The sequence below is a fragment of the Candidatus Njordibacter sp. Uisw_039 genome (assembly GCF_047730075.1).
Lineage (GTDB): Bacteria > Pseudomonadota > Gammaproteobacteria > Pseudomonadales > Balneatricaceae > Njordibacter.
Genome location: NZ_CP159831.1, coordinates 2413315 through 2436264 on the forward strand (window position 1 = coordinate 2413315; position 22950 = coordinate 2436264).

21 protein-coding genes are annotated in these 22950 nt (G+C 46.1%); 11 read left to right on the forward strand and 10 right to left on the reverse strand.

Features of this window, described 5'->3' with window-relative positions:
- Positions 1-11 precede the first annotated feature (11 nt).
- Positions 12-1184 (forward strand): tRNA epoxyqueuosine(34) reductase QueG, encoded by a 1173-nt coding sequence (queG, locus tag ABXT70_RS11415; protein WP_443640617.1) that lies wholly within the window; start codon positions 12-14, stop codon positions 1182-1184.
- Positions 1185-1350: 166 nt separating this feature from the next.
- Positions 1351-2202 carry an NAD(+) diphosphatase gene (nudC, locus tag ABXT70_RS11420; RefSeq protein ID WP_443640618.1) on the forward strand — a complete coding sequence of 284 codons (852 nt, stop codon included), beginning with the start codon at positions 1351-1353 and terminating at the stop codon, positions 2200-2202.
- Between the two features lie 40 nt (positions 2203-2242).
- Here nudC and orn read toward each other — a convergent pair whose 3' ends face one another.
- On the reverse strand, positions 2243-2791 hold the full coding sequence (gene orn / locus ABXT70_RS11425) for an oligoribonuclease (protein ID WP_443640619.1): 549 nt from the start codon (positions 2789-2791) through the stop codon (positions 2243-2245).
- Positions 2792-2886: 95 nt separating this feature from the next.
- Here orn and rsgA point away from each other — a divergent pair, with 95 nt between their 5' ends.
- Together rsgA and asd are read left to right on the forward strand one after the other, a co-directional pair.
- On the forward strand, positions 2887-3924 hold the full coding sequence (gene rsgA / locus ABXT70_RS11430) for a small ribosomal subunit biogenesis GTPase RsgA (RefSeq protein WP_443640620.1): 1038 nt from the start codon (positions 2887-2889) through the stop codon (positions 3922-3924).
- Positions 3925-3933: 9 nt separating this feature from the next.
- Positions 3934-4785 carry an archaetidylserine decarboxylase gene (gene asd, locus ABXT70_RS11435; protein ID WP_443640621.1) on the forward strand — a complete coding sequence of 284 codons (852 nt, stop codon included), beginning with the start codon at positions 3934-3936 and terminating at the stop codon, positions 4783-4785.
- 12 nt (positions 4786-4797) lie between these two features.
- Here asd and epmA read toward each other — a convergent pair whose 3' ends face one another.
- Together epmA and efp are read right to left on the reverse strand one after the other, a co-directional pair.
- Positions 4798-5766 (reverse strand): EF-P lysine aminoacylase EpmA, encoded by a 969-nt coding sequence (epmA, locus tag ABXT70_RS11440; RefSeq protein WP_443640622.1) that lies wholly within the window; start codon positions 5764-5766, stop codon positions 4798-4800.
- Positions 5767-5783: 17 nt separating this feature from the next.
- Entirely contained in the window at positions 5784-6350 is a 567-nt protein-coding gene (efp, locus tag ABXT70_RS11445) for an elongation factor P (protein ID WP_443640623.1), read from the reverse strand.
- Between the two features lie 41 nt (positions 6351-6391).
- Between efp and epmB the strand changes: the two genes are divergently transcribed.
- Positions 6392-7435 (forward strand): EF-P beta-lysylation protein EpmB, encoded by a 1044-nt coding sequence (epmB, locus tag ABXT70_RS11450; RefSeq protein ID WP_443640624.1) that lies wholly within the window; start codon positions 6392-6394, stop codon positions 7433-7435.
- Here epmB and serB read toward each other — a convergent pair.
- Complete coding sequence (gene serB / locus ABXT70_RS11455) at positions 7432-8304, reverse strand: phosphoserine phosphatase SerB (protein ID WP_443640625.1); 873 nt, start codon at positions 8302-8304, stop codon at positions 7432-7434. The genes epmB and serB overlap by 4 nt on opposite strands.
- Before the next feature lie 127 nt (positions 8305-8431).
- On the opposite strand from serB, the gene ABXT70_RS11460 reads away from it, so the two are divergent.
- On the forward strand, positions 8432-10027 hold the full coding sequence (locus tag ABXT70_RS11460) for a hypothetical protein (RefSeq protein WP_443640626.1): 1596 nt from the start codon (positions 8432-8434) through the stop codon (positions 10025-10027).
- 8 nt (positions 10028-10035) lie between these two features.
- Here the strand turns inward: ABXT70_RS11460 and parC are convergent, their stop codons facing one another.
- The gene (parC, locus tag ABXT70_RS11465; protein WP_443640627.1) at positions 10036-12330 is read right to left on the reverse strand and encodes a DNA topoisomerase IV subunit A; all 2295 of its coding nucleotides are present in this window, start codon (positions 12328-12330) and stop codon (positions 10036-10038) included.
- Positions 12331-12697: 367 nt separating this feature from the next.
- Here parC and ABXT70_RS11470 point away from each other — a divergent pair, with 367 nt between their 5' ends.
- Positions 12698-13081 (forward strand): DUF3461 family protein, encoded by a 384-nt coding sequence (locus ABXT70_RS11470; RefSeq protein WP_443640628.1) that lies wholly within the window; start codon positions 12698-12700, stop codon positions 13079-13081.
- Positions 13082-13185: 104 nt separating this feature from the next.
- Here the strand turns inward: ABXT70_RS11470 and ABXT70_RS11475 are convergent, their stop codons facing one another.
- Positions 13186-13329, reverse strand: coding sequence for a DUF6726 family protein (locus ABXT70_RS11475; RefSeq protein WP_443642507.1), 144 nt, complete (start codon positions 13327-13329; stop codon positions 13186-13188).
- A 25-nt stretch (positions 13330-13354) separates the two neighbouring features.
- Positions 13355-14224, reverse strand: coding sequence for a transcriptional regulator HexR (gene hexR, locus ABXT70_RS11480; RefSeq protein WP_443640629.1), 870 nt, complete (start codon positions 14222-14224; stop codon positions 13355-13357).
- A 127-nt stretch (positions 14225-14351) separates the two neighbouring features.
- Here hexR and zwf point away from each other — a divergent pair, with 127 nt between their 5' ends.
- Genes zwf through ABXT70_RS11495 form a run of 3 tightly spaced genes read left to right on the forward strand, consistent with a single transcriptional unit; the run spans position 14352 to position 17235 of the window.
- Positions 14352-15869 (forward strand): glucose-6-phosphate dehydrogenase, encoded by a 1518-nt coding sequence (gene zwf / locus ABXT70_RS11485; protein WP_443640630.1) that lies wholly within the window; start codon positions 14352-14354, stop codon positions 15867-15869.
- The gene (gene pgl, locus ABXT70_RS11490; RefSeq protein ID WP_443640631.1) at positions 15844-16569 is read left to right on the forward strand and encodes a 6-phosphogluconolactonase; all 726 of its coding nucleotides are present in this window, start codon (positions 15844-15846) and stop codon (positions 16567-16569) included. The genes zwf and pgl overlap by 26 nt, the downstream gene beginning before the upstream one ends.
- Positions 16570-17235, forward strand: a complete 666-nt coding sequence (locus tag ABXT70_RS11495; RefSeq protein WP_443640632.1) for a bifunctional 4-hydroxy-2-oxoglutarate aldolase/2-dehydro-3-deoxy-phosphogluconate aldolase — start codon at positions 16570-16572, stop codon at positions 17233-17235.
- A 71-nt stretch (positions 17236-17306) separates the two neighbouring features.
- Here ABXT70_RS11495 and pgi read toward each other — a convergent pair whose 3' ends face one another.
- Genes pgi through edd form a run of 3 tightly spaced genes read right to left on the reverse strand, consistent with a single transcriptional unit; the run spans position 17307 to position 21750 of the window.
- Entirely contained in the window at positions 17307-18947 is a 1641-nt protein-coding gene (gene pgi, locus ABXT70_RS11500; protein WP_443640633.1) for a glucose-6-phosphate isomerase, read from the reverse strand.
- Positions 18934-19914 (reverse strand): glucokinase, encoded by a 981-nt coding sequence (gene glk, locus ABXT70_RS11505; RefSeq protein WP_443640634.1) that lies wholly within the window; start codon positions 19912-19914, stop codon positions 18934-18936. Before glk ends, pgi begins: the two co-directional genes overlap by 14 nt.
- Before the next feature lie 33 nt (positions 19915-19947).
- Entirely contained in the window at positions 19948-21750 is a 1803-nt protein-coding gene (gene edd, locus ABXT70_RS11510) for a phosphogluconate dehydratase (RefSeq protein ID WP_443642508.1), read from the reverse strand.
- Between the two features lie 150 nt (positions 21751-21900).
- Between edd and gap the strand changes: the two genes are divergently transcribed.
- Positions 21901-22920 (forward strand): type I glyceraldehyde-3-phosphate dehydrogenase, encoded by a 1020-nt coding sequence (gap, locus tag ABXT70_RS11515; RefSeq protein ID WP_443640635.1) that lies wholly within the window; start codon positions 21901-21903, stop codon positions 22918-22920.
- The last annotated feature ends 30 nt before the right edge of the window (positions 22921-22950 follow it).

Below are 22950 nucleotides of genomic sequence, written 5' to 3' on the forward strand. Positions count from 1 at the left end.
GAATAAGCGCCATGCCAACGCAAAATCCACCTTCACTAACGGTACCCGTGCCACTAACTATGCAACAACTTGCAGACTTAGCCATACGTATAAAACAGCTCGCAAGCCAATTTGGCTTTGCTGACTGCGGAATTACTGACACTGATAATGAAACCGCAGGCGAACAGTTAGAGCAGTGGTTAGATCTTGGCTACCATGCCGATATGGACTACATGGAAAAACACGGCAGCAAACGCTATCGCGCTGAAGAACTGGTACCAGGTACGCAACGCATAATATGCTTGCGTATGGATTACTTAGACCCTAAATTAACTACCCTAAGCACCCTAGAAGATGCTGAGCAGGCTTACATTGCCCGTTATGCCCTTGGTAGAGATTATCACAAATTAGTTCGTAAACGTCTGGCTCAACTTAGTAAAGCCATTGAGAAATTAATCGGCCCATTTGGTCATCGGGTATTTGTTGACAGTGCGCCGGTGCTGGAAAAACCCCTTGCCCAAAAAGCAGGTCTGGGCTGGCAAGGCAAACACACCTTAATCATTAACCGTAAACAAGGGTCGTGGTTCGTGCTTGGTGAAATCTTTGTCGATCTCCCACTGCCCATAGATGAACCTTATCAAAAAGACCACTGTAGCCGCTGCGAATCTTGCATAACCGTATGCCCAACTGCGGCTTTTCCACAACCCTATGTACTGGATGCTAACCGTTGCATCGCTTATTTAACCATCGAGCACAAAGGCAGTATTCCATTAGATATACGGCCACTAATGGGAAATCGGGTATTTGGTTGTGATGACTGCCAGCTTGCTTGCCCATGGAATCGCGCACCTGGCGCCACCCAGGAAGATGATTTCAAACCTCGCCACGGCTTAGACCAAGCAAAATTAGCAGAGCTATTCATGTGGACCAAAGATGATTTTCTTAAACGAACGGAAGGATCACCTATTAGGCGTGCTGGTTTTGAAGGTTGGCAGCGAAATTTAGCGATTGGTTTAGGTAATGGCCCTGCTACAAAATTCACGCTACAAGCACTGCAAGACCAACGCTCCACTGCCACTCCTATGGTGATGGAGCATATTGACTGGGCTGTAGATCAATTGATACAACGACAAACGCAACTCATCCCCATAACACCTGTGCCTTTAGCCCAACATTTTGGTCATAAGTTAAAGCATCTTTGCTAGGCTAAAAACATAGTTAGTGCATTTGAAAGATGGGCCAAGACCCTATTTATTCATGTTAGACTTATACGAATAGGTTGAGGACCTTGAACTGTAGACATCGAAATGTGCAAACTGCTAGCAGACTTTTTAGCTGACCTTATACTCTCCACGAAAGGTAAATTCTCCTGTGACTATCCCCGCAAGCCTAAATGGCTTTTATGCCAGCCCAGTATCTGTCAATACGGAAACAAAGTGGATTATTGCTGTGGTTGGTCGGGATATTTTGCTGGCTGACGGTTCCAGAATGGCTAAAAACCCTCTTATTGACAGTGACGCGACCGACTCCTTAGGTTTTTTCTGCCAACGAAAAATAACTCTTGGCCAGTGGCTCAGCCGTGATTGTGAGGTTTGGGATCTCATGCCAGAAGTGACGGCGACTGAGGGGTTTAGTTTGGTTGGACTACGTGACTTACTAACGGTCGCAGGCGAGGAGATTTTTTCGTTAGCCTGTCGAGCCGTTCAATTGCTAGACTGGCAAGATAAGCACCGCTTTTGTGGCAGTTGTGGTGAACCTAATCAAGCCACTGCTAAAGAACATGCTATGACCTGCCATAAGTGTAACATCAACAATTACCCACGGATTTCCCCTTGCGTGATTGTGCTGGTAACCCGCGGGGATCACTGCCTTTTGGCGCGTAATGCTAGTTGGCCCACTAACCGATTTGGCGCTTTGGCTGGGTATCTTGAGGCCGGAGAGAGTGCAGAGCAGGCATTGCATCGAGAGGTCTTTGAAGAAGTGGGCGTCGAAATCGATAATATCCGTTATGTTGGCAGCCAGTCGTGGCCTTATCCTGGGCAGTTGATGCTTGGTTTTATTGCCAATGCCGTGACCGACGAAATTAAAGTGGATGGCATCGAGATCGCTGAGGCGAACTGGTTTCGCTACGACCAGTTACCTGGGAATACGGCGCCACCAGGAATTATGGCTGGCCGCCTGATCCAATACTATGTGGAACAGGCTACCTTGGCCTTTAGGTAACCGCTGTATTGACCTTTAGTAAAGTTGCTAACCTACACCTTCACGATTTCATCTTTAAAAAATGCGCTCGGTAATAGGCCATCTCCGCAATTGAATCACGCACATCATCTAGCGCCAGATGGCTGCCATCTTTTTTAAGACCATCAAGCAGCTCTGGACGCCAGCGACGAGCCAACTCTTTTAAGGTGCTCACATCCACGTTGCGGTAGTGAAAATAGGCCTCAAGTTGAGGCATGTATTTCACCAAGAAACGTCTATCTTGACCAATAGTATTGCCGCACATAGGAGAGTGACCACCATCAACCAAGGCTTTAAGAAAAGCGATGGTTTGTTGCTCAGCTTCTGCACAGCTTACCTTGCTGTCACGCACCCGTTGGGTTAGGCCAGATTGGCCATGTTGTTTAATACACCAATCGTTCATAGTCTCCAGCACCGTATCGTTCTGATGAATGACAAGGGATGGCCCTTCAGCCAGTACATTTAAATGGGCGTCGGTGACAATGGTGGCAATTTCAATAATAACGTCTTGCTCTGGGTCGAGACCGGTCATTTCAAGGTCTAACCAAATTAGATTTTGTGCGTGTTTCACAAGAAAAGTTCTCTAGCTGAGATTGATAGACTGAATTATGCCTCACTTCGCGGTAGAATAAAGCCTTTACTGACAATCCAGTACATTAATGCTCAATGGCCAAACGTAAACTAACCCGCCGCCAACAGTGGCAAATTGATAAAGTTCAAGACGAACGTCGCGCACGCGCCAATAAACAAGATGGGGTGATAGAAAACGCTATCGAACATGGTGACCTGTCTGCCGAACAGCAGGGTTTAATTATCGCCCACTATGGCTCTTTAATAGATGTTGAAGCCTTGCATGGCCAATACCAAGGCCAAGTGTTTCGCTGTAAAATTCGCTCTAATTTAGGCTTCCTCGTCACTGGTGATCAAGTGTCCTGGCGCCAAGCAGCGGATCAAAGTGGTGTAATTGTGGCCCGCGATGATCGCAATAGTATTCTCAGCCGTCCAAATAAATACGGTGATCTTAAACCTGTGGCGGCAAACATTGATCAAATCATTGTGACCTTTGCTCCCAAACCTTATGCCCATGCTAATTTGATAGACCGCTACTTGGTGGCCGCCGAGGCCAGTGAAATTGAGCCTATACTTTTACTCAACAAAACCGACCTATTAGACGAAGAGGCCCAAGACCACCTTGAACCCATGTTAGCTCGCTACAAAGCCCTAGGTTACCGTATTATTCGCGCCTCTACTCAAACCTTAACGGGCCTTGAAGCACTTTATACTGAGCTAAACAATAAAGTTAGCGTGTTTGTGGGTCAGTCTGGTGTTGGGAAATCTAGCTTAGTGAATGTACTGCTTCCTGGAGTAGACATTAAAACCAGCGCCTTGTCTGAGCAAACCAACAAAGGTGTTCACACCACCACCACAGCTAAACTATTTCACGTCCCTAATGGTGGGCAATTAATCGATTCCCCAGGCATACGTGAATTCGGTCTTTGGCATATGGACACAGCAACCCTACTGGAGGGTTTTGTGGAATTTAGGCCCTATTTAGGCTACTGTAAATTTAGCGATTGTAGCCATGAGCATGAACCTGCCTGTGCTTTATTAAAGGCTTTAGAAGATGGTCATATTGACCCCATTCGTATGTCGAGCTTTCAACACATTAAAGCGTCTTTAGACGACTTCACCACACATAACTAAGGATTCTTCATGGGCGATCGTTTATTTGTATTCATGCAATACTTGTTACCACAACAGTTAATCTCTCGCCTTGTAGGCATACTGGCCCACAGTTCTATGCCGGTAATTAAAGACCCCTTTATTCGCACATTTATAAAGCGTTTCAAAGTCAACATGGATGAAGCTGAACGTCAGCACCCAAGTCAATATGGCAGTTTTAATGACTTTTTTACCCGCAGTCTTAAGGCTGAGGCACGCACCTTAGATAAGAATCCAAAGCACTTAGCTTGCCCCGTAGATGGCGCTATTAGCCAACTAGGCAAAATAAACGGACAAAACCTATTTCAAGCCAAAGGCCACGAGTTTAACCTCACCACTTTATTAGGTGGCAATAGTGGACTCGCTACTCCTTTTATAGATGGTGATTTTGCTACTATTTATTTGGCACCTAAAGACTACCATCGCATTCATATGCCTTGCGACGGCACCCTTACCCACATGGTGCATGTACCGGGTCAATTATTTTCGGTGAACCAAACAACCGCCGCCCAAGTGCCGGGTTTATTTGCCCGTAACGAAAGGGTAGTGGCCATTTTTGACACTGAGTTTGGGTCTATGGCTATGGTGCTAGTAGGCGCCATGATTGTAGCCAGTGTGGAAACGGTTTGGGCAGGCTTAGTGTGCCCTAAAGGTAAGGTGGTAAGCCAATTTAACTATACCAACCAAGAACCTATCGTATTGAAGAAAGGTGAAGAAATGGGCCACTTTAAATTGGGCTCTACCCTAGTCATGTGTTTACCAAAAGGCGCAAGCCAATGGCCCACAGAACTTAGTGCTGGCACCACAACACGTTTAGGCCAAATGTTCGCCGAACTTAATTAACACCCAGATAAACTAAGCAAGGTGGTGGCTAAAAGCCATTACCTTAGTTATGTCTTTTTCGCCAGAGGCAAGCATTAATAAACGCTCTATCCCTAAAGCTACGCCAGAACATTCTGGTAGCCCAGCTTGTAGCGCCTGAATGAGCCTAATATCAACAGCCATGGGTATTTTACCCATGAAAGCTCTTGTGGCATGGTCTAATGCAAAGCGCCGCTCTTGTTCTTGAGCATCCGTCAGCTCTTGGTATCCATTGGCTAATTCAATGCCGTTAATATACACCTCAAAACGACGCGCCACGTTATTACCCAGGTCATCCATGCCAGTCTGTGCTAAGGCTGATTGGCTGGCTGGGTAATCAAAAACAAAACACGCTTTGGGTAGTTGTGGCTCAATACAGTGACTCATTAATAAGTCTAACCAAGTATCTCGCGGGGTAGATGCTTCCATTTGAATATCTATCAGATCCAAGGCCTTGGATCTGATAGCGTCATCACTGGCCGTTAAAGGGTCGATATAAAGAACTTCTTCAAAAGCCTGACGGTAGCTCCAAAAGTGCCACTCAAGCACTTCACCTATTAGTACGGTATCGATAAGACATGCCACTTCTTGCATCAATTGCTGTAGATCAAAATCGAGGCGATACCACTCTAATAAGGTAAATTCCGGGTTGTGTCGGCAACCCACCTCACCATTACGAAACGCTTTAGCAATTTGATAGATACTGCCACTACCTGCTGCTAATAAACGCTTCATGGCATATTCTGGTGAAGACATGAGGTGCATAGGCTGACATTGGAAAGCGCCATCCTGGGTAAAGGCTACTGGAATAGTATCGATATGAGGGTCGGATACCCCATAATGGGACATTATAGGGGTATCGACTTCAAGCAAATCACGGGCAGAAAAAAATGCCCGTATTTGGCTGATTACTCTGGCACGTTGCTTAAGCTGGTTAATGTCAGCACTCGGTTGCCATGGCATAGTGGATAATCCTAAGCCTATGCGCGGCTTACGTAATCGCCTGTGCGGGTGTCAATCTTTAGCATCTCACCTTGCTCAATAAACAAGGGTACACGCACAGTAGCACCCGTTGCTAAAGTCGCAGGTTTACTGCCTCCTTGAGCTGTGTCACCTTTAAGGCCTGGATCAGTTTCCGTCACTTCTAACTCTACAAAGTTAGGTGCAGCAACAGCTAATGGCGCATCATTCCATAAGGTGACCACGTAAATCTCTTGTTCCTTAAGCCACTTAATGCAGTCACCTACGGCATGGACATCCGCACCATATTGCTCGAAAGTACCGTCTGCCATCATAAAATGCCAAAACTCACCATCGGTATATAGGTATTCCATGTTGCGGTCCATCACGTCCGCCATTTCAATGGATTCACCCGACTTAAAGGTACGGTCCCATACCCGGCCGGACTTCAAGTTCTTCATACGTACGCGGGTAAATGCTTGACCTTTACCGGGTTTAACAAACTCCACATCAACCATGGCACATGGATCGCCTTCTAACATAACTTTAAGGCCAGATTTAAATTCGTTGCTGCTATAATTAGCCATTTTTCGCTCTAATGAAATAAATATCGGGAAATTTGTCGCTTATGATACCGCAAAGCGCTAAGCAAGTTGAACCTTTAAGCTTGATTAACTACACAAGCTTACCAGAAGATTGGCGCACTCAGCTGCGTGAGGCCTACCGTACGCCTCAACAATTGCTCACAGCTTTAGGGTTTAACTTGGCTCAACAGACGGCTCTGTCAGCCCATGACCAAGGCTTTACTACCCTTGTGCCCAGAGCATTTGCACAAAAAATGCGCCCACGAGATCCAACGGATCCATTGTTGTTGCAAGTATTACCTCGGGTTCAAGAAGCAATAAAAGACCCAAACTTTAATGATGACCCATTACAAGAATTCCGCTTCAACCCCGTACCCGGCGTTGTACACAAATACCAAGGGCGGGCCTTGTTGATTGCAGCCGGCCACTGCGCTATTAACTGCCGTTACTGCTTCCGCCGTCACTATCCCTATAGCGACCAAAAGCGTGCTCGTAATGAGTGGCAACAAAGCCTTAAATATATTGAACAACACCCAGATATAGAAGAAATCATCCTTAGTGGTGGCGATCCACTCGCCTTAACAGATCCCAAGTTATTTGAGCTAATCACCGCTATCGAAACCATTACACACGTTAAACGCTTGCGCATTCACAGTCGCTTGCCCATCGTATTGCCACAACGAATCACCCTAGAACTGTGCCAAAAGCTTGAACACTCCAGATTGAACTGTGTGATGGTGGTGCACGCTAATCATGCCAATGAATTAGCAGCAGATGTAGCCCAAGCTTGCGAGCGATTGCGCCAACACAAGGTACAATTACTCAACCAAAGCGTGTTATTAGCCCAAGTGAACGACAACCTAGCCAGCCAAAAGCGCCTCAGTGAGCGTCTGTTTGAACTAGGCATTATGCCTTATTACCTGCACTTACCAGACCAAGTGGCAGGCACTACTCACTTTTTTGTTAGCCTAGAGCGTGGACAATCCATAGTGGCACAAATGCAGTCCTGTATGTCGGGCTATTTGGTGCCCAAACTAGTACGTGAAGAGCCTGGAAGGTTGAGTAAAAGCTTATACTCTCCCTGTTAAGCCAAGTGCAACAAAGTATCCAAATCAAAGTTGTTAATTTGATGAGGTGCCTGCTGCCTAACCAGTGGTTTACCATGGAAAGCTACGCCTAAACCAGCTTTATTAAGCATCGGCAAATCGTTAGCGCCGTCGCCCACAGCAAGACACTGGCTTAGAGATAAGCCAAGGGTTTTTCGTAACTGCTCCAGCAACTCTACTTTTTTGGCAGCATCCAATATCACCCCTGTCACTTGCCCAGTGAGTTTGCCATCTACTTCTTCTAAAGAATTAGAGAAGGCTTGTTGCATACCCAACCTATGGGCCAAGTCATCTGCAAAGTAGCTAAAACCCCCAGATAATATAGCGCAGTATACGCCTTGCTTCTGCAGGCCTTTCATAAGTTGTTCTGCACCCGGCATTAATTCAAGGGCTTGGTTAATAGCTGAAAGTTGGGCAGTATCAAACCCTTTTAACAAAGCCAGTCGCTGACGAAAGCTCTGTTCAAAATCTAACTCTCCAGCCATGGAGCTGGCAGTAATAAGCGCCACTTGTGGACCAATACCCATTGCATAAGCCAGCTCGTCCATCACTTCAGCCTGAATCAAGGTAGAGTCCATATCAAACACAGCTAATTTTATTTTTTGTATGGGCTGTTGAGAAGACTGGAGCACATAATCCAGTTTTTGTTGTTTAGACAATTTTTGAAGGATGACTTCAAGGTCTAAAACACATTCAGGCGAACTGTTCCATTGCCATTGGTGCACTGCGAAGTTAGCATTAGCACTGTGCAGGTTGTTATAGGTTTTCACTTGCAGAGCCTGAAATGCCTGATTGACAGCGACAACGTTTAGCTCATTGTTCATATCAAATAAGGTTAGGCGATGAAACATAGGTACAACTCCTTGGGTGGGCTTAGCATTTTACCATTAGTGGGTTAGAATGGGGTTGATTTTACCTCTTCCACACAGCAATGATTAACACCTAATGTCCAATAAAATCCTTTCTTTTAGACACTTAATGCAATCTCGCCTCACCTTGGTGCAGAAGACGGTGTTTTTGTTAATAGCCACATTTGTGCTTGTTGGCGTGGCTTTGGGGCTGATGACTTACCAACACCTTAGCCAAGTTGCGGATCAACAAAATGCCTTTTTAGGCCAGAAAATGGGCCAGCAGCTGGCTAACTTAAGCGCACCTCTACTAGTAAAACAAGACTATATTAGCCTTAACGTTACTTTAGCGGAACTCAGACAACAAGGTGCTATTGAGGGTGCAGCCGTCTATGATGGAGACGGCCAAATGCTCGCCAAAACTGGTTTTCTTAATGATGCCAACTATATAGTCTTGCCTATCCAGCTAGATGAGCAAATTATTGGCAGCCTGCACTTACGCCACTCCAATTTAGATTTACATCCAAGCCTTATCCAGTTGGTGTTATTGCTATGGCCTACCGTGGGCCTTGCCTTATTAGCCTGCATCGTTATTGGCTGGTGGTTCGGTGCCAAATTAGTGCAGCCGTTGCGCGACTTACACGAAGCCCAAGAACAACTATTAGAATACGGCAAAGCACCGCCACTAGATGACACTCGCCTTGATGAGTGGGGCATCATTAATTTGGGTTTCAATTCTATTAACGAAGAACGTTTGCTGCATACTCAAACGGAACATCAATATGAATTAGAAATGCCTGCTGGAAAGGGCTTAGTCGTCGCGGCTCACCATGACCAACAAGACCACCAGCCAGAATTGGAAGCCCCTAACCAACAAGAAGCGTTTAATCACGAGCTTCACGATTTGGCCCGTGAATTATCCTCAGAACCCCAATTAGGCGATCTTGGCGATCCTTTATTTGCACCTAAACTGACAGAACCTAGGGGCCCCACGAAAAATAATTTACCCATATTCACCATGGATGATCTACGTAATGGTGATAATTCCAAACCATTACGACCCACGCGTACCCCTGCAGCCATCGCAGAATTGGTGTCACACCAAACACATACTCTTGATCATGAGCCCAATATAAACCCCATTGCGTTCACCCCAACCCCGTTGCACGACGACCCATTGGTGAGCTTGTTGTATATCAACGTAAATACCAGAGATCAAGGACCAATGGAAGCCGCTGAAAAACACTTGTTGCTCAAGTCTTACCAGCGGTTGGTAGATCAAGTGTGCGCCATCTATGGCGGTACTATTGAAACGGAAGAAAACCACGATGTGCTTGTCACCTTTGACAAACCCCATGAGCACATGACCCACTGCGTGAATGCCCTATGTGCCGCACAGTTTTTCTTTGGTTTGTACAAGGCCTTTAACACCCAACGGTCGGCTAGCGACAAACCTAGTTTAAGCATTCAAATTGTGGTGCACACAGGTAATTTAGAGGAGTTAAGTAAGCTCACAGAAGAAGCTGCAGAATTGTCCCGCCGTGAACGGCAAGACCATATGGTAATAAGTCGCCACGTAGCCTACCACCCAGAGTTACAACAACGGGTGTTACAAGCCGACAACTGCACGCCACTCGCCAGTGGCGCCGTATGTTTGGCCCGTTTAAGCAGTGAATACCAAGACTTGTTAGACCTGCAAATCCGTCACTTTAGTCCAACGCTTTAAACACCTGACTAAGAGGCAGTATCTATAGACTCAGCATCCACTTCAGTTGATGCCTCACTCTCCACAGCCAAGTAATCAACCTTTTGGAAGCCTCTAGGTAGTTTATTGCCTCTACGCCCACGTTCTCCACGATAGTGAACTAGATCAGAGGCCTTCAAACGTAGATAGCGCTTACCTGAATGCACTAATAACTCGCAGCTCTCAGAGACCAATGAGCAAGCCACCATGAATTCTTCACGGTTTGCCACGCGGGTGGACGATATACTAATAATCTTATTACCCTTACCTCGCGCTAGCTGTGGTAAATCCTGTAACGGGAAGACTAACATACGCCCTTCATTACTCACTGCCACCAACCAAGTGTCTTCCACCTTGGTGATATGCTGCGGCGCAATAACCTTGGCACCTTTGGGCACAGACATGGCAGCCTTACCAGCCTTGTTTTTGCTTAACAAGTCTTCAAAGGTGGAAATGAAGCCATAACCTGCATCCGTGCTCATGAGTAACAATTGATCAACTTGAGCACTCACTGCAGCTGAAAATTGCACACCACTAGGCGCATTAAATCGACCACTTAAAGGCTCACCCTGGCCACGAGCGGATGGCAATGTGTGGGCCTCTAGGGAATAACTACGGCCACCTTCATCAAGGAAGGCAACACTTTGATTGCTTCGAGCTTGCACCATGAGCAAGAAGTCATCACCCGATTTATAACTCATGTTAGAAGGGTCTATATCGTGGCCTTTGGCACCACGAACCCAGCCTTGTTTAGACAGAACTACAGTAACAGGCTCGGTGGTGAGTAAATCACGCTCTGAAAGGGCTTTAGCTTCTTGACGCACAACGATAGGGGAACGACGATCGTCCCCAAAGGCTTCGGCATCAGTAATTAATTCACGCTTTATGAGGGTTTTTAAACGTGTTTTAGAACCCAACAACAACTCTAACTTGTCACGCTCTGCCACTAGTTCCTCTTGCTCTGCTTCAATGCGGTGCTGTTCTAGCTTGGCTAAATGGCGCAGTTTTAAATCTAAAATGGCATCAGCCTGGCGATCAGATAACACAAACCGCTGCATTAGTACTGCTTTAGGTTTTTCTTCTTCACGGATGATAGCAATAATTTCGTCAATATTAAGATAGGCAATTAACAAACCTTCTAATAGATGCAAACGCTCCAGCACCTTATCTAAGCGATGCTGCAAACGGCGTGTCACTGTCTCCATACGAAAAGACAACCACTCTTTCAAAATAGTACTCAAACCTTTAACTTGTGGCTTACCATCCACACCAATGAGATTCAAATTAACTCGATAAGATCGTTCTAAATCTGTAGTAGCGAACAAGTGATTCAATAGCTGTTGCGTATCCACCCGATTTGAGCGTGGCACAATCACCAAACGGGTTGGCTTTTCATGGTCAGACTCATCGCGTAAATCAGCCACCATAGGCAACTTTTTAGCCTGCATTTGAGCAGCAATCTGTTCCAATATGCGCGCCCCAGAAACCTGGTACGGCAAAGCGGTGATGACAATATCGCCGTCTTCATGATCCACTACGGCGCGCATGCGAATGCTGCCACGTCCAGTTTTGTACATTTCTAACAGGTCACTTCGTGGGCTAATTATTTCTGCCGTAGTGGGCATATCAGGCCCTTGTACAAATTCGAACAATTCTTCTGTACTTGCGCCAGGGTGCTCCAATAGATGGATACAGGCCGACACCACTTCTCGTAAGTTATGAGGAGGGATGTCTGTCGCCATACCCACAGCGATGCCAGTGGCGCCATTCAACAGTACGTTAGGCACACGAGCAGGCAATACTAAAGGTTCTTGCAGGGTGCCATCAAAGTTGTTACCCCAGTCTACGGTGCCTTGACCTAGCTCACCTAATAAGACATCGGCATAACCTGTGAGTTTAGCTTCCGTATAGCGCATGGCAGCAAAGGATTTTGGATCATCTGCAGATCCCCAATTGCCTTGGCCATCAACCAGAGTATAACGATAGGAGAAGGTCTGGGCCATGTGCACCATGGCTTCGTAACAAGCGCTATCACCGTGTGGGTGAAACTTGCCCAGCACATCACCAATAGTACGGGCAGATTTTTTATACTTAGCAGACGTTTTTAGGCCCAACTCAGACATTGCATAAACAATACGTCTTTGTACAGGTTTTAGACCATCGCCAATATGAGGCAATGCACGGTCTAAAATGACATACATGGAGTAATCTAAATACGCTTTTTCTGTATATTCTTTGAGGGGTAGACGCTCAACGCCTTCATCAATAGGGATGACACCAGACATATGAAGAAAAATCCTTATTGAGTGGGTTTTTGCGCCAACCGCACTCATGGGTAAACCAAAAATTTAAGCCTGAGTATACCGCAAATAATGCTTGCGTGAAGATCCCATAACTATTTATTGAATGAATGCGACCTATAGTATAAATCGCTGACATATGGCAAGGATTTTGGTTACTCTTTAATCAACAATGAGCTATAATATCATCACTGAAAACCACCCCCATGACGGTTTGTGTAGGCACTTACACTTTTACTCATAAACCATCAGACCAGCAAGGCAGGGCCGCCAGAGCCTACCTTACAATAATTTGTTGAGTCATTGATTTTCATAAGAAAACTTTAACTTTTAATCTCTAAGGAGAACAATTATGTCTCAACACCCTACGCTTACGGAAATGGGCATCACTAGCTTTGAATCCATCAGCAAATATACCCTTCGCCAAGAAGGCGATTTTGATATCCTCAAAATCTACTACAAGCGCGAAAAAGGCTCTTTTTTACCTCGTAGCAAAAAGTTCCGCTTTGGTCGTGCTACACGCACTGTAATGGTCGATTCTGGTCGCCAACAATGGCAAGAAGTGAGCGAAATCTCACCATTCTTACTGCGCGCCCTTACAGAATTGAACAAGCTAGCCCACGAAGAAAATAAAGTTGCAGATAGCAAAGAGTCTATAGCACAGGACCTAGTGCACCTAGAGCGCATTATGTCTGAAAAGCTAGTTGAGATCCGAGCTAAAATCGACCAACTATAAGCTTTTTTTTGGTGATAAAAAACCGCTCTAGGTCACCCTGGTTGCGGTTTTTTTGTGTCTCAAGCAAAATATGCCAATCAACATTGCTAACTTTGTCCGTTATATTACAAAGGAATATCATCACCCGCATCAGCGACAGCTTCTATAATTTCGTCCACAGCATCACCTATTACCGGCACAACGGAAGCCACGGCACCCACAATCCGCATAGGTACAGTCACCACATTGGTTAGAAAACAGCCAACAATACCACCAAACCAAACCTATAAAATGTCACTGTTGCTCCTCTACTATGGCCAAACGAGTGCCCGTTAAACTTTGCTTAATGGTTTTTAAGTGACCATGAAAATCTTCGCCGCGGCGCAATATCACCCCAGTAGCCAGAACATCTATTAAGGTCAGCTGAATCATGCGGGATTGCATGGGCATATACACATCAGTATCTTCAGGTGCTTCTACACTTAATACCAGACTCGCTTCTTGAGCCAAAGGTGAGCCAACGGCAGTAATAGCAATAACTACCGCACCCGCAGCACGACCAATGCGAGCCACCTCTACCATTTCTTTAGTGCGCCCTGTAAATGACAGCAGCACCAGCACATCGCCACGCTTACAGGCCGCGGCCATCATACGCATCATCAATGAATCATTATGAGCTACAACGGGAATATTGAAACGAAAAAACTTATGCAGAGCGTCTTGAGCGACGGCACCTGAGGCACCCATGCCATAAAAACAAATCTGCTGAGCTTGGCTTAAATAATCTACCGCCCGCTCAATGGCTTTACTATCAACCTGCTGCCTCGCAGCATCTAAACTAGCCATGGTGCTGGTGAATATTTTATCGGTGTATTGGGTTGCAGTATCATTTTGATTGACACTCTGGCTCACGTAGGGCGTACCACGCGCCATACTTTGAGCTAGCTCTAACTTAAAGTCTGGATACCCCTTGAGACCAAAGCTGCGACACATACGGTTAACCGTAGGCTCACTCACTTGAGCTAACTCTGCCAAAGCTGCAATACTCATACGGGTTGCCGATTGGGGATCAGCAACAATCACTTGCACAACTTTGCGCTCAGATCGATTGAGCTGTTCCTGCTGAGTAGATAGGCGCTGTAGCAAATTATTGTTAATGGTCATAGTTTATTTTATCTAGCTTATTTATTTATGTACGTAATATTACCAACATTTAAGATATTTTTGTGACTTTTGTTTGAATTTAGGAGTATTATTACAAGTCTAATTTATACATAAGGTCACATTAATAATGTCGGACAGTAACTCATCAGACGAGCTTACAACAGCTAAAGGCATATTAAGCCATAGTTTTGTGCTGTTTGGCGCATTAGGTGATCTATCACTCCGCAAACTCATGCCCGCCCTATACCAACTCGACCATGCTCAACTATTGAGCAAAGAGTTAAACATCATGGCCGTGGCACGTAGCGCAATAAGTATCACCGAACTGAAGCAGCGTATTGAGCATACACTAAACCAATACATTGGCGCAGATGAATTGAACGCCAACTCACTGTCACGTTTCTTACAACGCCTAAGCTATTGCAAAGTGGACCTCACCCATGCACAGGATTATATTGCACTAGAGCAAAAACTAGCCTTGTGGCATCCACAAATTACCTACTACCTAGCCACACCGCCAAGCCTATATAAAGATATCTGCCAACACTTACACGGTGCCAATGCCATTAACGAGCACTGCCGTATTGTGGTCGAAAAACCTATTGGCCATGATCTCTCTTCATCAAAGGTCATCAACGACAAGATGGCTTTATATTTTGACGAAAGCCAAATTTTTCGTATCGACCACTACCTTGGTAAAGAAACCGTACAAAATCTTATCGCATTGCGCTTTGCCAACCCTCTATTTGAGAGCCAATGGAACCACCAGCATATCGACTATGTGGAAATTAGTGTGGCTGAAGAGGTTGGTATTGAGGGCCGATGGGGATACTTTGATAAAGCCGGGCAAATGCGCGACATGGTACAAAACCACTTGTTGCAGCTATTGTGCATGGTAGCCATGGACCCACCATCACAGCTCACCGCCAACAGCATACGTGACGAAAAGGTAAAGGTATTACGATCATTACAGCCAATTGACCAAGACAAAATAGGCACTCACCTAGTATTGGGGCAATATACCGATGGTCAGTTTAAACAACAGCCAGCGCCTGGCTATCTGAACGAAGCTGACGCAAACACCAGCAGCGACACAGAAACATTTATTGCCCTACGTACCGAAATTGCCAACTGGCGCTGGACTGGCACACCTTTCTATTTGCGCACGGGAAAACGCATGGCTAACAAAGTGACAGAGATTATCATTCACTATAAGTCCAACAGCCATTACATTTTTGACCCAGACCAGGCCGAGATTGCGCAAAACAAACTAATCATTCGCCTGCAGCCCTATGAAAGCATTTCATTACAAGTGCTTACCAAAGAACAAGGTATCGACAAAAACATGCAGCTTCGACGCGACCCGTTGCACTTAGACTTTGCTCAAACCCAATCTCAAGCTCGCATTCCAGACGCCTATGAGCGCCTATTATTGGAAGCCCTTAAAGGCAACCAAAGCTTATTTGTGCGTCGTGATGAAGTAGAACTTGCGTGGCAGTGGTGCGACCAGATTCGCCAAGCTTGGCACCGTGCAGAGCTTCCACTTGAAGATTACTCAGCGGGAAGCAACGGGCCACAACAAGCCAGCAATATGATAGAAACACATGGACATCGATGGTATGAACACTGCAATGAAGCCAAATAAGCCTGAAACCTTACTAAACCAAAACCAGTGGTTAGAAAGTGTAAGCGCTCAGAAGCTTGCAGCGTCATTAGCGGCCACCGTGGCCAATCAATTACGCGCTGCGTTGACAGTCAGGTCGAGAGCCAGCTTAGTCGTTTCTGGAGGCCGCACACCACAAGCTATGTTGCAGCAACTAAGCCAGCAGCAGCTTGATTGGCACCGGGTAGACATCACTCTTGCTGACGAGCGTTGGGTGGATGAACAAGATAGCGCCAGTAACGCTGCCTTAGTAAGGGTTTGGCTACTTCAAAATAACGCTGTAGAGGCAGCCTTTTACCCCATTTACACTGGCGAAAAAAGTGCGTCAGAAGGACGGCAACACTGCCAACAACGGCTCAAAGATATGCACTGGCCCATTGATGTGCTGATTCTTGGCATGGGTACCGATGGCCATACAGCTTCTCTGTTTCCTTTATGCCCATCATTGCACCAAGCACTTTCAACAAGTGATATTTGTATCGCCACGCATGCGCCAGCAGATCCTACCGACCGCATGACCCTGTCTGCTAATACACTCGGACTTGCAAGACATAAACACTTACATATTGAAGGTGCCGAAAAGCGCCGAGTGTTAGAACAGGCAATTCACTTAAAAAATTCCTTGCAGATGCCTATTTACATCTTCCTCCAACAGCCCCTCAGTATACATTGGTGCCCTTAAATGTCCGCTTCAAACTCTGCCCAGATTCACAAAAACACTCAACGCTTAGATCAAATTTGCGCCACTGTACCCGTGATTCCAGTACTCACTCTAGATAGTCCTGAACAAGCCATTGGTATTGGCAAGGCATTGGTGACTGGAGGCTTAACAGTATTGGAAATTACCCTACGTAGTAACTATGGTTTAAGTGCTATCAAACAGCTCAAAAAAGCTTTACCAGAAGCCATCATTGGTGCCGGCACTGTGCTAACACCAGAACAATATGACGCATGTGTTGAAGCGGGGGCTGATTTTATTGTTAGTCCAGGTTTTACGGCAGAGCTTTTACATCACGGTAGCCGAAGTGCAGTGCCATTGTTGCCAGGCATCGCCAGTGTAAGCGAAGCAATGCAAGCCATGGCGTTAGGTTACCGAAGGTTTAAACTATTTCCCGCAGCTGTAGTGGGCGGAGTAGATTTTCTAAAGGCCATTGGAGGCCCCATTAGCGACCTTAAGTTTTGCCCAACTGGAGGCATCAAGCCTACCAATGCAGCAGACTATTTAGCGCTGAATAACGTGATGTGTGTAGGTGGTACATGGTTAACGCCTACTGACGCAGTACAGCAGGGAAATTGGCAAGCCATAGAAGAGTTAGCCAAGCAAACTTGCACCCTCACCTCGTCTTAAAACCTAAGTATATAACGAAAAAAGCCCTTTAAACTTAAAGGGCAAAAGCACTACTGCCTATAATAAATACTCTAAATGCGAGAGCCCTTAAAGTAGTCAATTAACGCATTAGTAGAGTCATCATGTTGATGCCCTGCGTCACCTTCAATTTCCTGCAATATGCCCTTAGCTAGGATCTTGCCTAGTTCAACACCCCATTGATCAAAAGAGCAGAGATCCCAAATCACTCCCTGGGCAAATATTTTGTGCTCATAGAGCGCAATGAGCGCACCCAAATTTCTTGGATCTATCTGCTTAAGCAATAAGGTATTACTAGGCCGGTTACCTTGGTGCACTTTATGGGGCAACAGTTTTTCAAGCTCTTGTGAGTCTAATCCCTGAGTTTCTAATTGGCTCCTTACTTCTTCAGCACTGATACCATTCATCAGCGCCTCAGTCTGGGCAAAGAAGTTAGCCATAAGATTTTCATGGTGGCCTTTAACGGGAGTAGAACTAGCCAGCGAGCCTATAAAATCCGCTGGCACTATGACGTTACCTTGGTGCAATAATTGATAGAATGCATGCTGCCCATCAATACCTAACTGGCCCCACACGACAGACGCTGTAGGATAAGCCACTTGATTACCTTGACGATCGACATGCTTACCATTACTCTCCATATCTGCCTGCTGGATATACGCAGTGAAGCTTTCTAAAGGTTGGTCATAGGGCAATATCACGTGGCTTTGCGCCCCATGTAACAGCCCATTCCAAATGCTCACTAACGCCATAATAGTAGGCATGTTTGCTGGCGCTGGCGCATCTCTAAAGTGGCGATCCATGTCATGGGCGCCCGTTAATAACTGCTCAAACTTATCAAAGCCTAGGTATAAGGCAATGGGCAAGCCAATGGCAGACCAGATGGAGTATCGACCCCCTACCCAATCCCACATAGAGAACATAAATTCCTTATCAATACCAAATGCCTGCACCGCTTCCGTGTTGGATGACACAGCCACAAAGTGCTGTTGTACTGCACGCTCGTCAAATGCCGACGCCATCAGCCAATTACGCGCAGTTTGGGCATTGGTCATCGTTTCGCTAGTGGTAAAGGTTTTAGACGCCACTACAAACAAAACTTGCTCAGCATTTAAAGGGCGTAAAATTTCAGCAATCTCCACCCCATCTATATTGGAGATAAAGTGCACGCGGATGGTGGAATCTGCATATGAGCGTAGTGCTTGGGTAACCATTTTTGGCCCCAAGTTAGACCCACCAATACCGATGTTCACCACATCAGTAATACGCTTTCCAGAATATCCAAGCCACTCACCACTGCGCACTTTTTCCACAAACTCACACATATGCGCTAGTTCGTTATTGATCATCTCCATCACGTTGGTTTGGTCTACGTAAACGGGTGAATTACTGCGGTTACGCAAAGCCGTGTGCAATACCGCACGGTCTTCAGTTATGTTGATTTTTGCGCCTCGGTACATGCTCTCTATGGAGGAGCTCAGACCCATATCTTGCGCCAAACCAAATAACGCCTGCATTATTTCAGGTGTCAGGCAGTTTTTAGAGTAATCTAATAATAAGTTAGGCAACTCAATAGAATAGGTGTTAAAGCGATTACCTTCATTAGCAAATAGTTCACGTAAGTGAGTGCTGCGGTACTGCACTGCCAATTGCTGCAATTTCTGCCAGTGTTTGGATTTTTCAAGCTGTAACATCTTTCCTCCGTGACTCATGTTTTAGGGCAATCGATGCACCTTGCAGGCCAGGTTGCTCTGCAGTACAAAGGTAAATGGGAATCTGGTGCAGATAAGGAGATGTCCGGCCCTTGTTGGTAAAGCTGTGACCAAATTCGCTGGCCAATAAGAAATCATACATCCGAGGTAAAATTCCACCAGTCAAATAAACCCCACCCACTGCACCAAACATCAAGGCCCCATTGGCCACAGCGTTGCCCAGCATGTCACAGAAAAGACATAGGGTTTGGTGGGCCAAGTCGTCCGGCGTGGACAGCTGAGCTTGCTGCAAAACATCAGTGGGGTTTGTTAAGCGCGGATGGGTGGCGTTGACATGTGCAACTGCTGCATATAAGTCCATCATGCCCGAACCTGATAACAGGCGTTCCGTCGAAACATGCCCATAGTTATCCCACATGTAAGTCAGTATTTCTGCGTGCAACCTATTGGTTGGCGCGAACCCTACATGGCCACCTTCACCCATGACCGGCAACCAACCCTTATCATAGGCAATCAATCCTGCCACACCTAAACCAGTACCTGGGCCCATTACTAATCGGTTGCCCCACATTTCTGCCTGGCCTTGCTTCACAACTAGCAGTTCGTCGTCAGTAATTTCTGACATCGCCCAAGCTTGGGCCGTAAAATCATTGATCCACAGGGCCTCAACCTTGAGGACGGCATTCACTTGAGCTTTATTAACACACCAATGATTGTTGGCCAGGGAAAATTCTGGCAAATGTACGGTGGCCGCTATGGCAATACAAGCCTTGATAATTAAACCCGCGGCACCTGTGCTTGCAAGGTAGGCGGATACAGCCGCTTCTAAACTTGGGTAATCAGCACAGGCTAACACCTTAATGTGCACCAAAGCCGGTGAGCTACCCTGCGTTAAAGCAAAACGAGCATTGGTAGCCCCAACATCAGCGACTAAGTCATATTTAGTCATAAGTATAAATTTCCCTTTAATCACAGCACACAATCACAAACAAGTGCTGGCACCCATTTCGGCGCTACTGACCTGCTTACGCATATTGGAAAATAGCTCTCGACCCATGCCGTGTGTCACGGCTTGCGCCTGTTGAGAAACTGGTCGAGCTTGTAGGATATTATCTTCAACTAGCAGCTCTAAACGCCCATTATGGCAGTCTAGCCTTAACAAATCCCCATTTTCGATTTTGCTTATTAAGCCACCGACTTTAGCCTCAGGATGAAGGTGTATGGCCGCCGGAACCTTACCCGAAGCACCAGACATTCGACCATCAGTGACCAAAGCCACATTAAAACCTCGGTCTTGCAAGACACCCAAATAAGGCGTCAATTTATGTAATTCGGGCATGCCGCAGGCTTGTGGGCCTTGAAAACGTAACACTGCAATGAGATCTCGCTCTAACTCTCCTCGCTTAAACGCCTGCTCAAATTCTAATTGTGAATCAAATACCACAGCCTCCGCTTCTACCAGCCAGTGTTCGGATTTTACCGCCGATACCTTGGCCACACTCCGACCTAAATTTCCTTGCAAGGTCACCAAGCCACCAGTTTTGGAAAAGGGGGCTGATACACAGGCTAACACGTCAAGATCGGCACTTTGTTCTGGTGCTGGCTGCCATATTAACTTGCCTGATAGTAATTTTGGCTCCTGACAATATTGACCTAAGCCATGACCCATAATTGTTTCTACATCTTCATGCAGCAGGCCTCCGTGCAACAGAGTTTGAATTAAATAAGGCACTCCACCAGCTCCATGAAAAACATTAATATCAGCTTGGCCATTGGGGTAGATCCGCGTCAAACTCGGCACCACGCTAGACAATTCAGCAAAATCATCCCAATTAACAATAATCCCCGCAGCCTTAGCAATAGCAATCAAATGTAACGTGTGATTGGTGGAACCGCCAGTAGATAATAAAGCCACTATGGCATTAACTATGGTTTTTTCAGATACGATTTGGGCAAGATTTTGTTGTTGCGAAGGGTGGGTTAATTTAACCACTTGCTGGGCTGCATAACGTGTCAAGTCGTCACGCAACTCGCCATCAGGTGGCACAAACGAGGCGCCTGGCAGATGCAAGCCCATGACTTCCATCAATAATTGATTGCTATTAGCAGTGCCGTAAAAAGTACAGGTGCCTGCACTATGGTAAGACTCAGACTCACAAGCCAATAATTCATCACGACCGACCTTACCTTCTGCGTAAAGCTGACGAATGCGCGCTTTTTCGGTATTAGGCAAGCCCGAAGACATGGGGCCTGCGGGTACAAATACAATGGGAAGGTGGCCAAAACTCAATGCGCCGATTAACAACCCAGGGACAATCTTGTCACACACTCCCAAACACAGCACTGCATCAAACATGTTATGAGACAAAGCTACTGCAGTCGACATGGCAATGACATCTCGACTAAACAAGCTCAACTCCATACCTGGCTGGCCTTGGGTAACACCATCACACATAGCCGGCACACCACCAGCAAATTGCGCCACACTACCCATTTCTCTCACCGCCTGTTTAATAATGTGAGGGTAGCGCTCGAAGGGCTGATGAGCTGAAAGCATATCGTTATAGGCCGACACAATAGCAACGTTGGCCTCATCCATCATGGTTAAACGATCTTTATCTTGCTGGGGGCAAGCAGCGAACCCATGGGCCAAGTTGCCACATGAAAGGTTAGAGCGGCTAACTTTGCTAGCTTTAGCTCCATCAATACGCTGTAAATAATCACTACGGGAGGCGCGACTACGCTCAACAATTGCCTGGGTTACCTGCGCTACTTTACTGTGCATTACGCTGTCCATGATAACTCTCTTCTTACTTAACTTTATTACGTAATATTAACAAATATTTCTTTAATCTGGAACACATATAAACCAATTTAATTGATTTAATGTAATAATGTTAGTAATATTACCACAAAATACGTTAGAGATAGAAAAATGAGCATCCGCATCGCCATCAACGGATTTGGTCGCATTGGCCGCAATATCGTCCGCGCTATCTATGAAAATAGCCCTACCAACTATCAACAAGCTTTTGAAATCGTTGCTATAAATGACCTGGGCAATCCTCAAACCAATGCCCACTTATTGCAATTTGATAGCGTACACGGCCGTTTTAATGGCCAAGTTGAATACGATGATCAACACCTATACATCAACCAAGACAAAATCCACCTGTATCAAGTTAGAGATCCAAGCCAACTGCCATGGCACACTCTTAACATAGACCTTGTGCTTGAATGCACCGGCTTATTTACTCACCGACAAGACGCCCAGGCCCATATTGACGCTGGCGCACATAAGGTATTAATTTCCGCCCCAGGCCAAGATTTAGATGCCACTATTGTCTATGGGGTTAACCACCAGACTCTCACAGGGAAAGAACGCATCATATCTAATGCGTCTTGCACCACCAATTGCCTTGCACCCTTAGCTAAGATACTGGACCAGACCGTAGGTATAAAACAAGGACAAATGACTACCATCCACGCCTATACCAACGACCAACTACTCACAGACGGCCTGCACAGCGATTTGTACCGCGCTCGCTCTGCCACCACATCAATGATTCCCACACAAACCGGTGCTGCAGCAGCAGTAGGTTTGGTGCTCCCCCAGCTTAACGGCCGCCTAGATGGCATGGCCATTCGTGTACCCACTATCAACGTTTCATTGGTAGACCTTACTTTTGTGGCTGGTAAAGAAACCAGCGCCCATGACGTCAACCAGTATGTAAAAAATGCCATTAAAAATGACCCTGAGCTGGACTATATTATGGACTACGTAAACCAACCATTAGTGTCTGTAGATTTTAACCATAGCGCCAAATCCTCAAGCTTTGACTCTAACCACACCCGAGCCCAAGGCAATTTAGTTAAAGTAATGGCTTGGTATGACAATGAATGGGGGTTTAGCAACAGAATGCTGGACACCAGCCTAGCGCTAATGCACCATTAACCCTCAGGTGCAGCCCCGCGCTACTAGCGC

What these genes read in the sequence shown, in the direction of transcription:
- ABXT70_RS11470 (WP_443640628.1), top strand. Translation starts at nt 12,698, where the DNA reads ATGTCTCAACACCCTACGCTTACGGAAATGGGCATCACTAGCTTTGAA.
- queG (WP_443640617.1), top strand. Translation starts at nt 12, where the DNA reads ATGCCAACGCAAAATCCACCTTCACTAACGGTACCCGTGCCACTAACT.
- efp (WP_443640623.1), bottom strand. Translation starts at nt 6,350, where the DNA reads ATGGCTAATTATAGCAGCAACGAATTTAAATCTGGCCTTAAAGTTATG.
- parC (WP_443640627.1), bottom strand. Translation starts at nt 12,330, where the DNA reads ATGTCTGGTGTCATCCCTATTGATGAAGGCGTTGAGCGTCTACCCCTC.
- serB (WP_443640625.1), bottom strand. Translation starts at nt 8,304, where the DNA reads ATGTTTCATCGCCTAACCTTATTTGATATGAACAATGAGCTAAACGTT.
- rsgA (WP_443640620.1), top strand. Translation starts at nt 2,887, where the DNA reads ATGGCCAAACGTAAACTAACCCGCCGCCAACAGTGGCAAATTGATAAA.
- zwf (WP_443640630.1), top strand. Translation starts at nt 14,352, where the DNA reads ATGTCGGACAGTAACTCATCAGACGAGCTTACAACAGCTAAAGGCATA.
- glk (WP_443640634.1), bottom strand. Translation starts at nt 19,914, where the DNA reads ATGACTAAATATGACTTAGTCGCTGATGTTGGGGCTACCAATGCTCGT.
- pgi (WP_443640633.1), bottom strand. Translation starts at nt 18,947, where the DNA reads ATGTTACAGCTTGAAAAATCCAAACACTGGCAGAAATTGCAGCAATTG.
- ABXT70_RS11460 (WP_443640626.1), top strand. Translation starts at nt 8,432, where the DNA reads ATGCAATCTCGCCTCACCTTGGTGCAGAAGACGGTGTTTTTGTTAATA.
- epmB (WP_443640624.1), top strand. Translation starts at nt 6,392, where the DNA reads ATGATACCGCAAAGCGCTAAGCAAGTTGAACCTTTAAGCTTGATTAAC.
- hexR (WP_443640629.1), bottom strand. Translation starts at nt 14,224, where the DNA reads ATGACCATTAACAATAATTTGCTACAGCGCCTATCTACTCAGCAGGAA.
- pgl (WP_443640631.1), top strand. Translation starts at nt 15,844, where the DNA reads ATGAACACTGCAATGAAGCCAAATAAGCCTGAAACCTTACTAAACCAA.
- edd (WP_443642508.1), bottom strand. Translation starts at nt 21,750, where the DNA reads ATGCACAGTAAAGTAGCGCAGGTAACCCAGGCAATTGTTGAGCGTAGT.
- ABXT70_RS11495 (WP_443640632.1), top strand. Translation starts at nt 16,570, where the DNA reads ATGTCCGCTTCAAACTCTGCCCAGATTCACAAAAACACTCAACGCTTA.
- gap (WP_443640635.1), top strand. Translation starts at nt 21,901, where the DNA reads ATGAGCATCCGCATCGCCATCAACGGATTTGGTCGCATTGGCCGCAAT.
- epmA (WP_443640622.1), bottom strand. Translation starts at nt 5,766, where the DNA reads ATGCCATGGCAACCGAGTGCTGACATTAACCAGCTTAAGCAACGTGCC.
- asd (WP_443640621.1), top strand. Translation starts at nt 3,934, where the DNA reads ATGGGCGATCGTTTATTTGTATTCATGCAATACTTGTTACCACAACAG.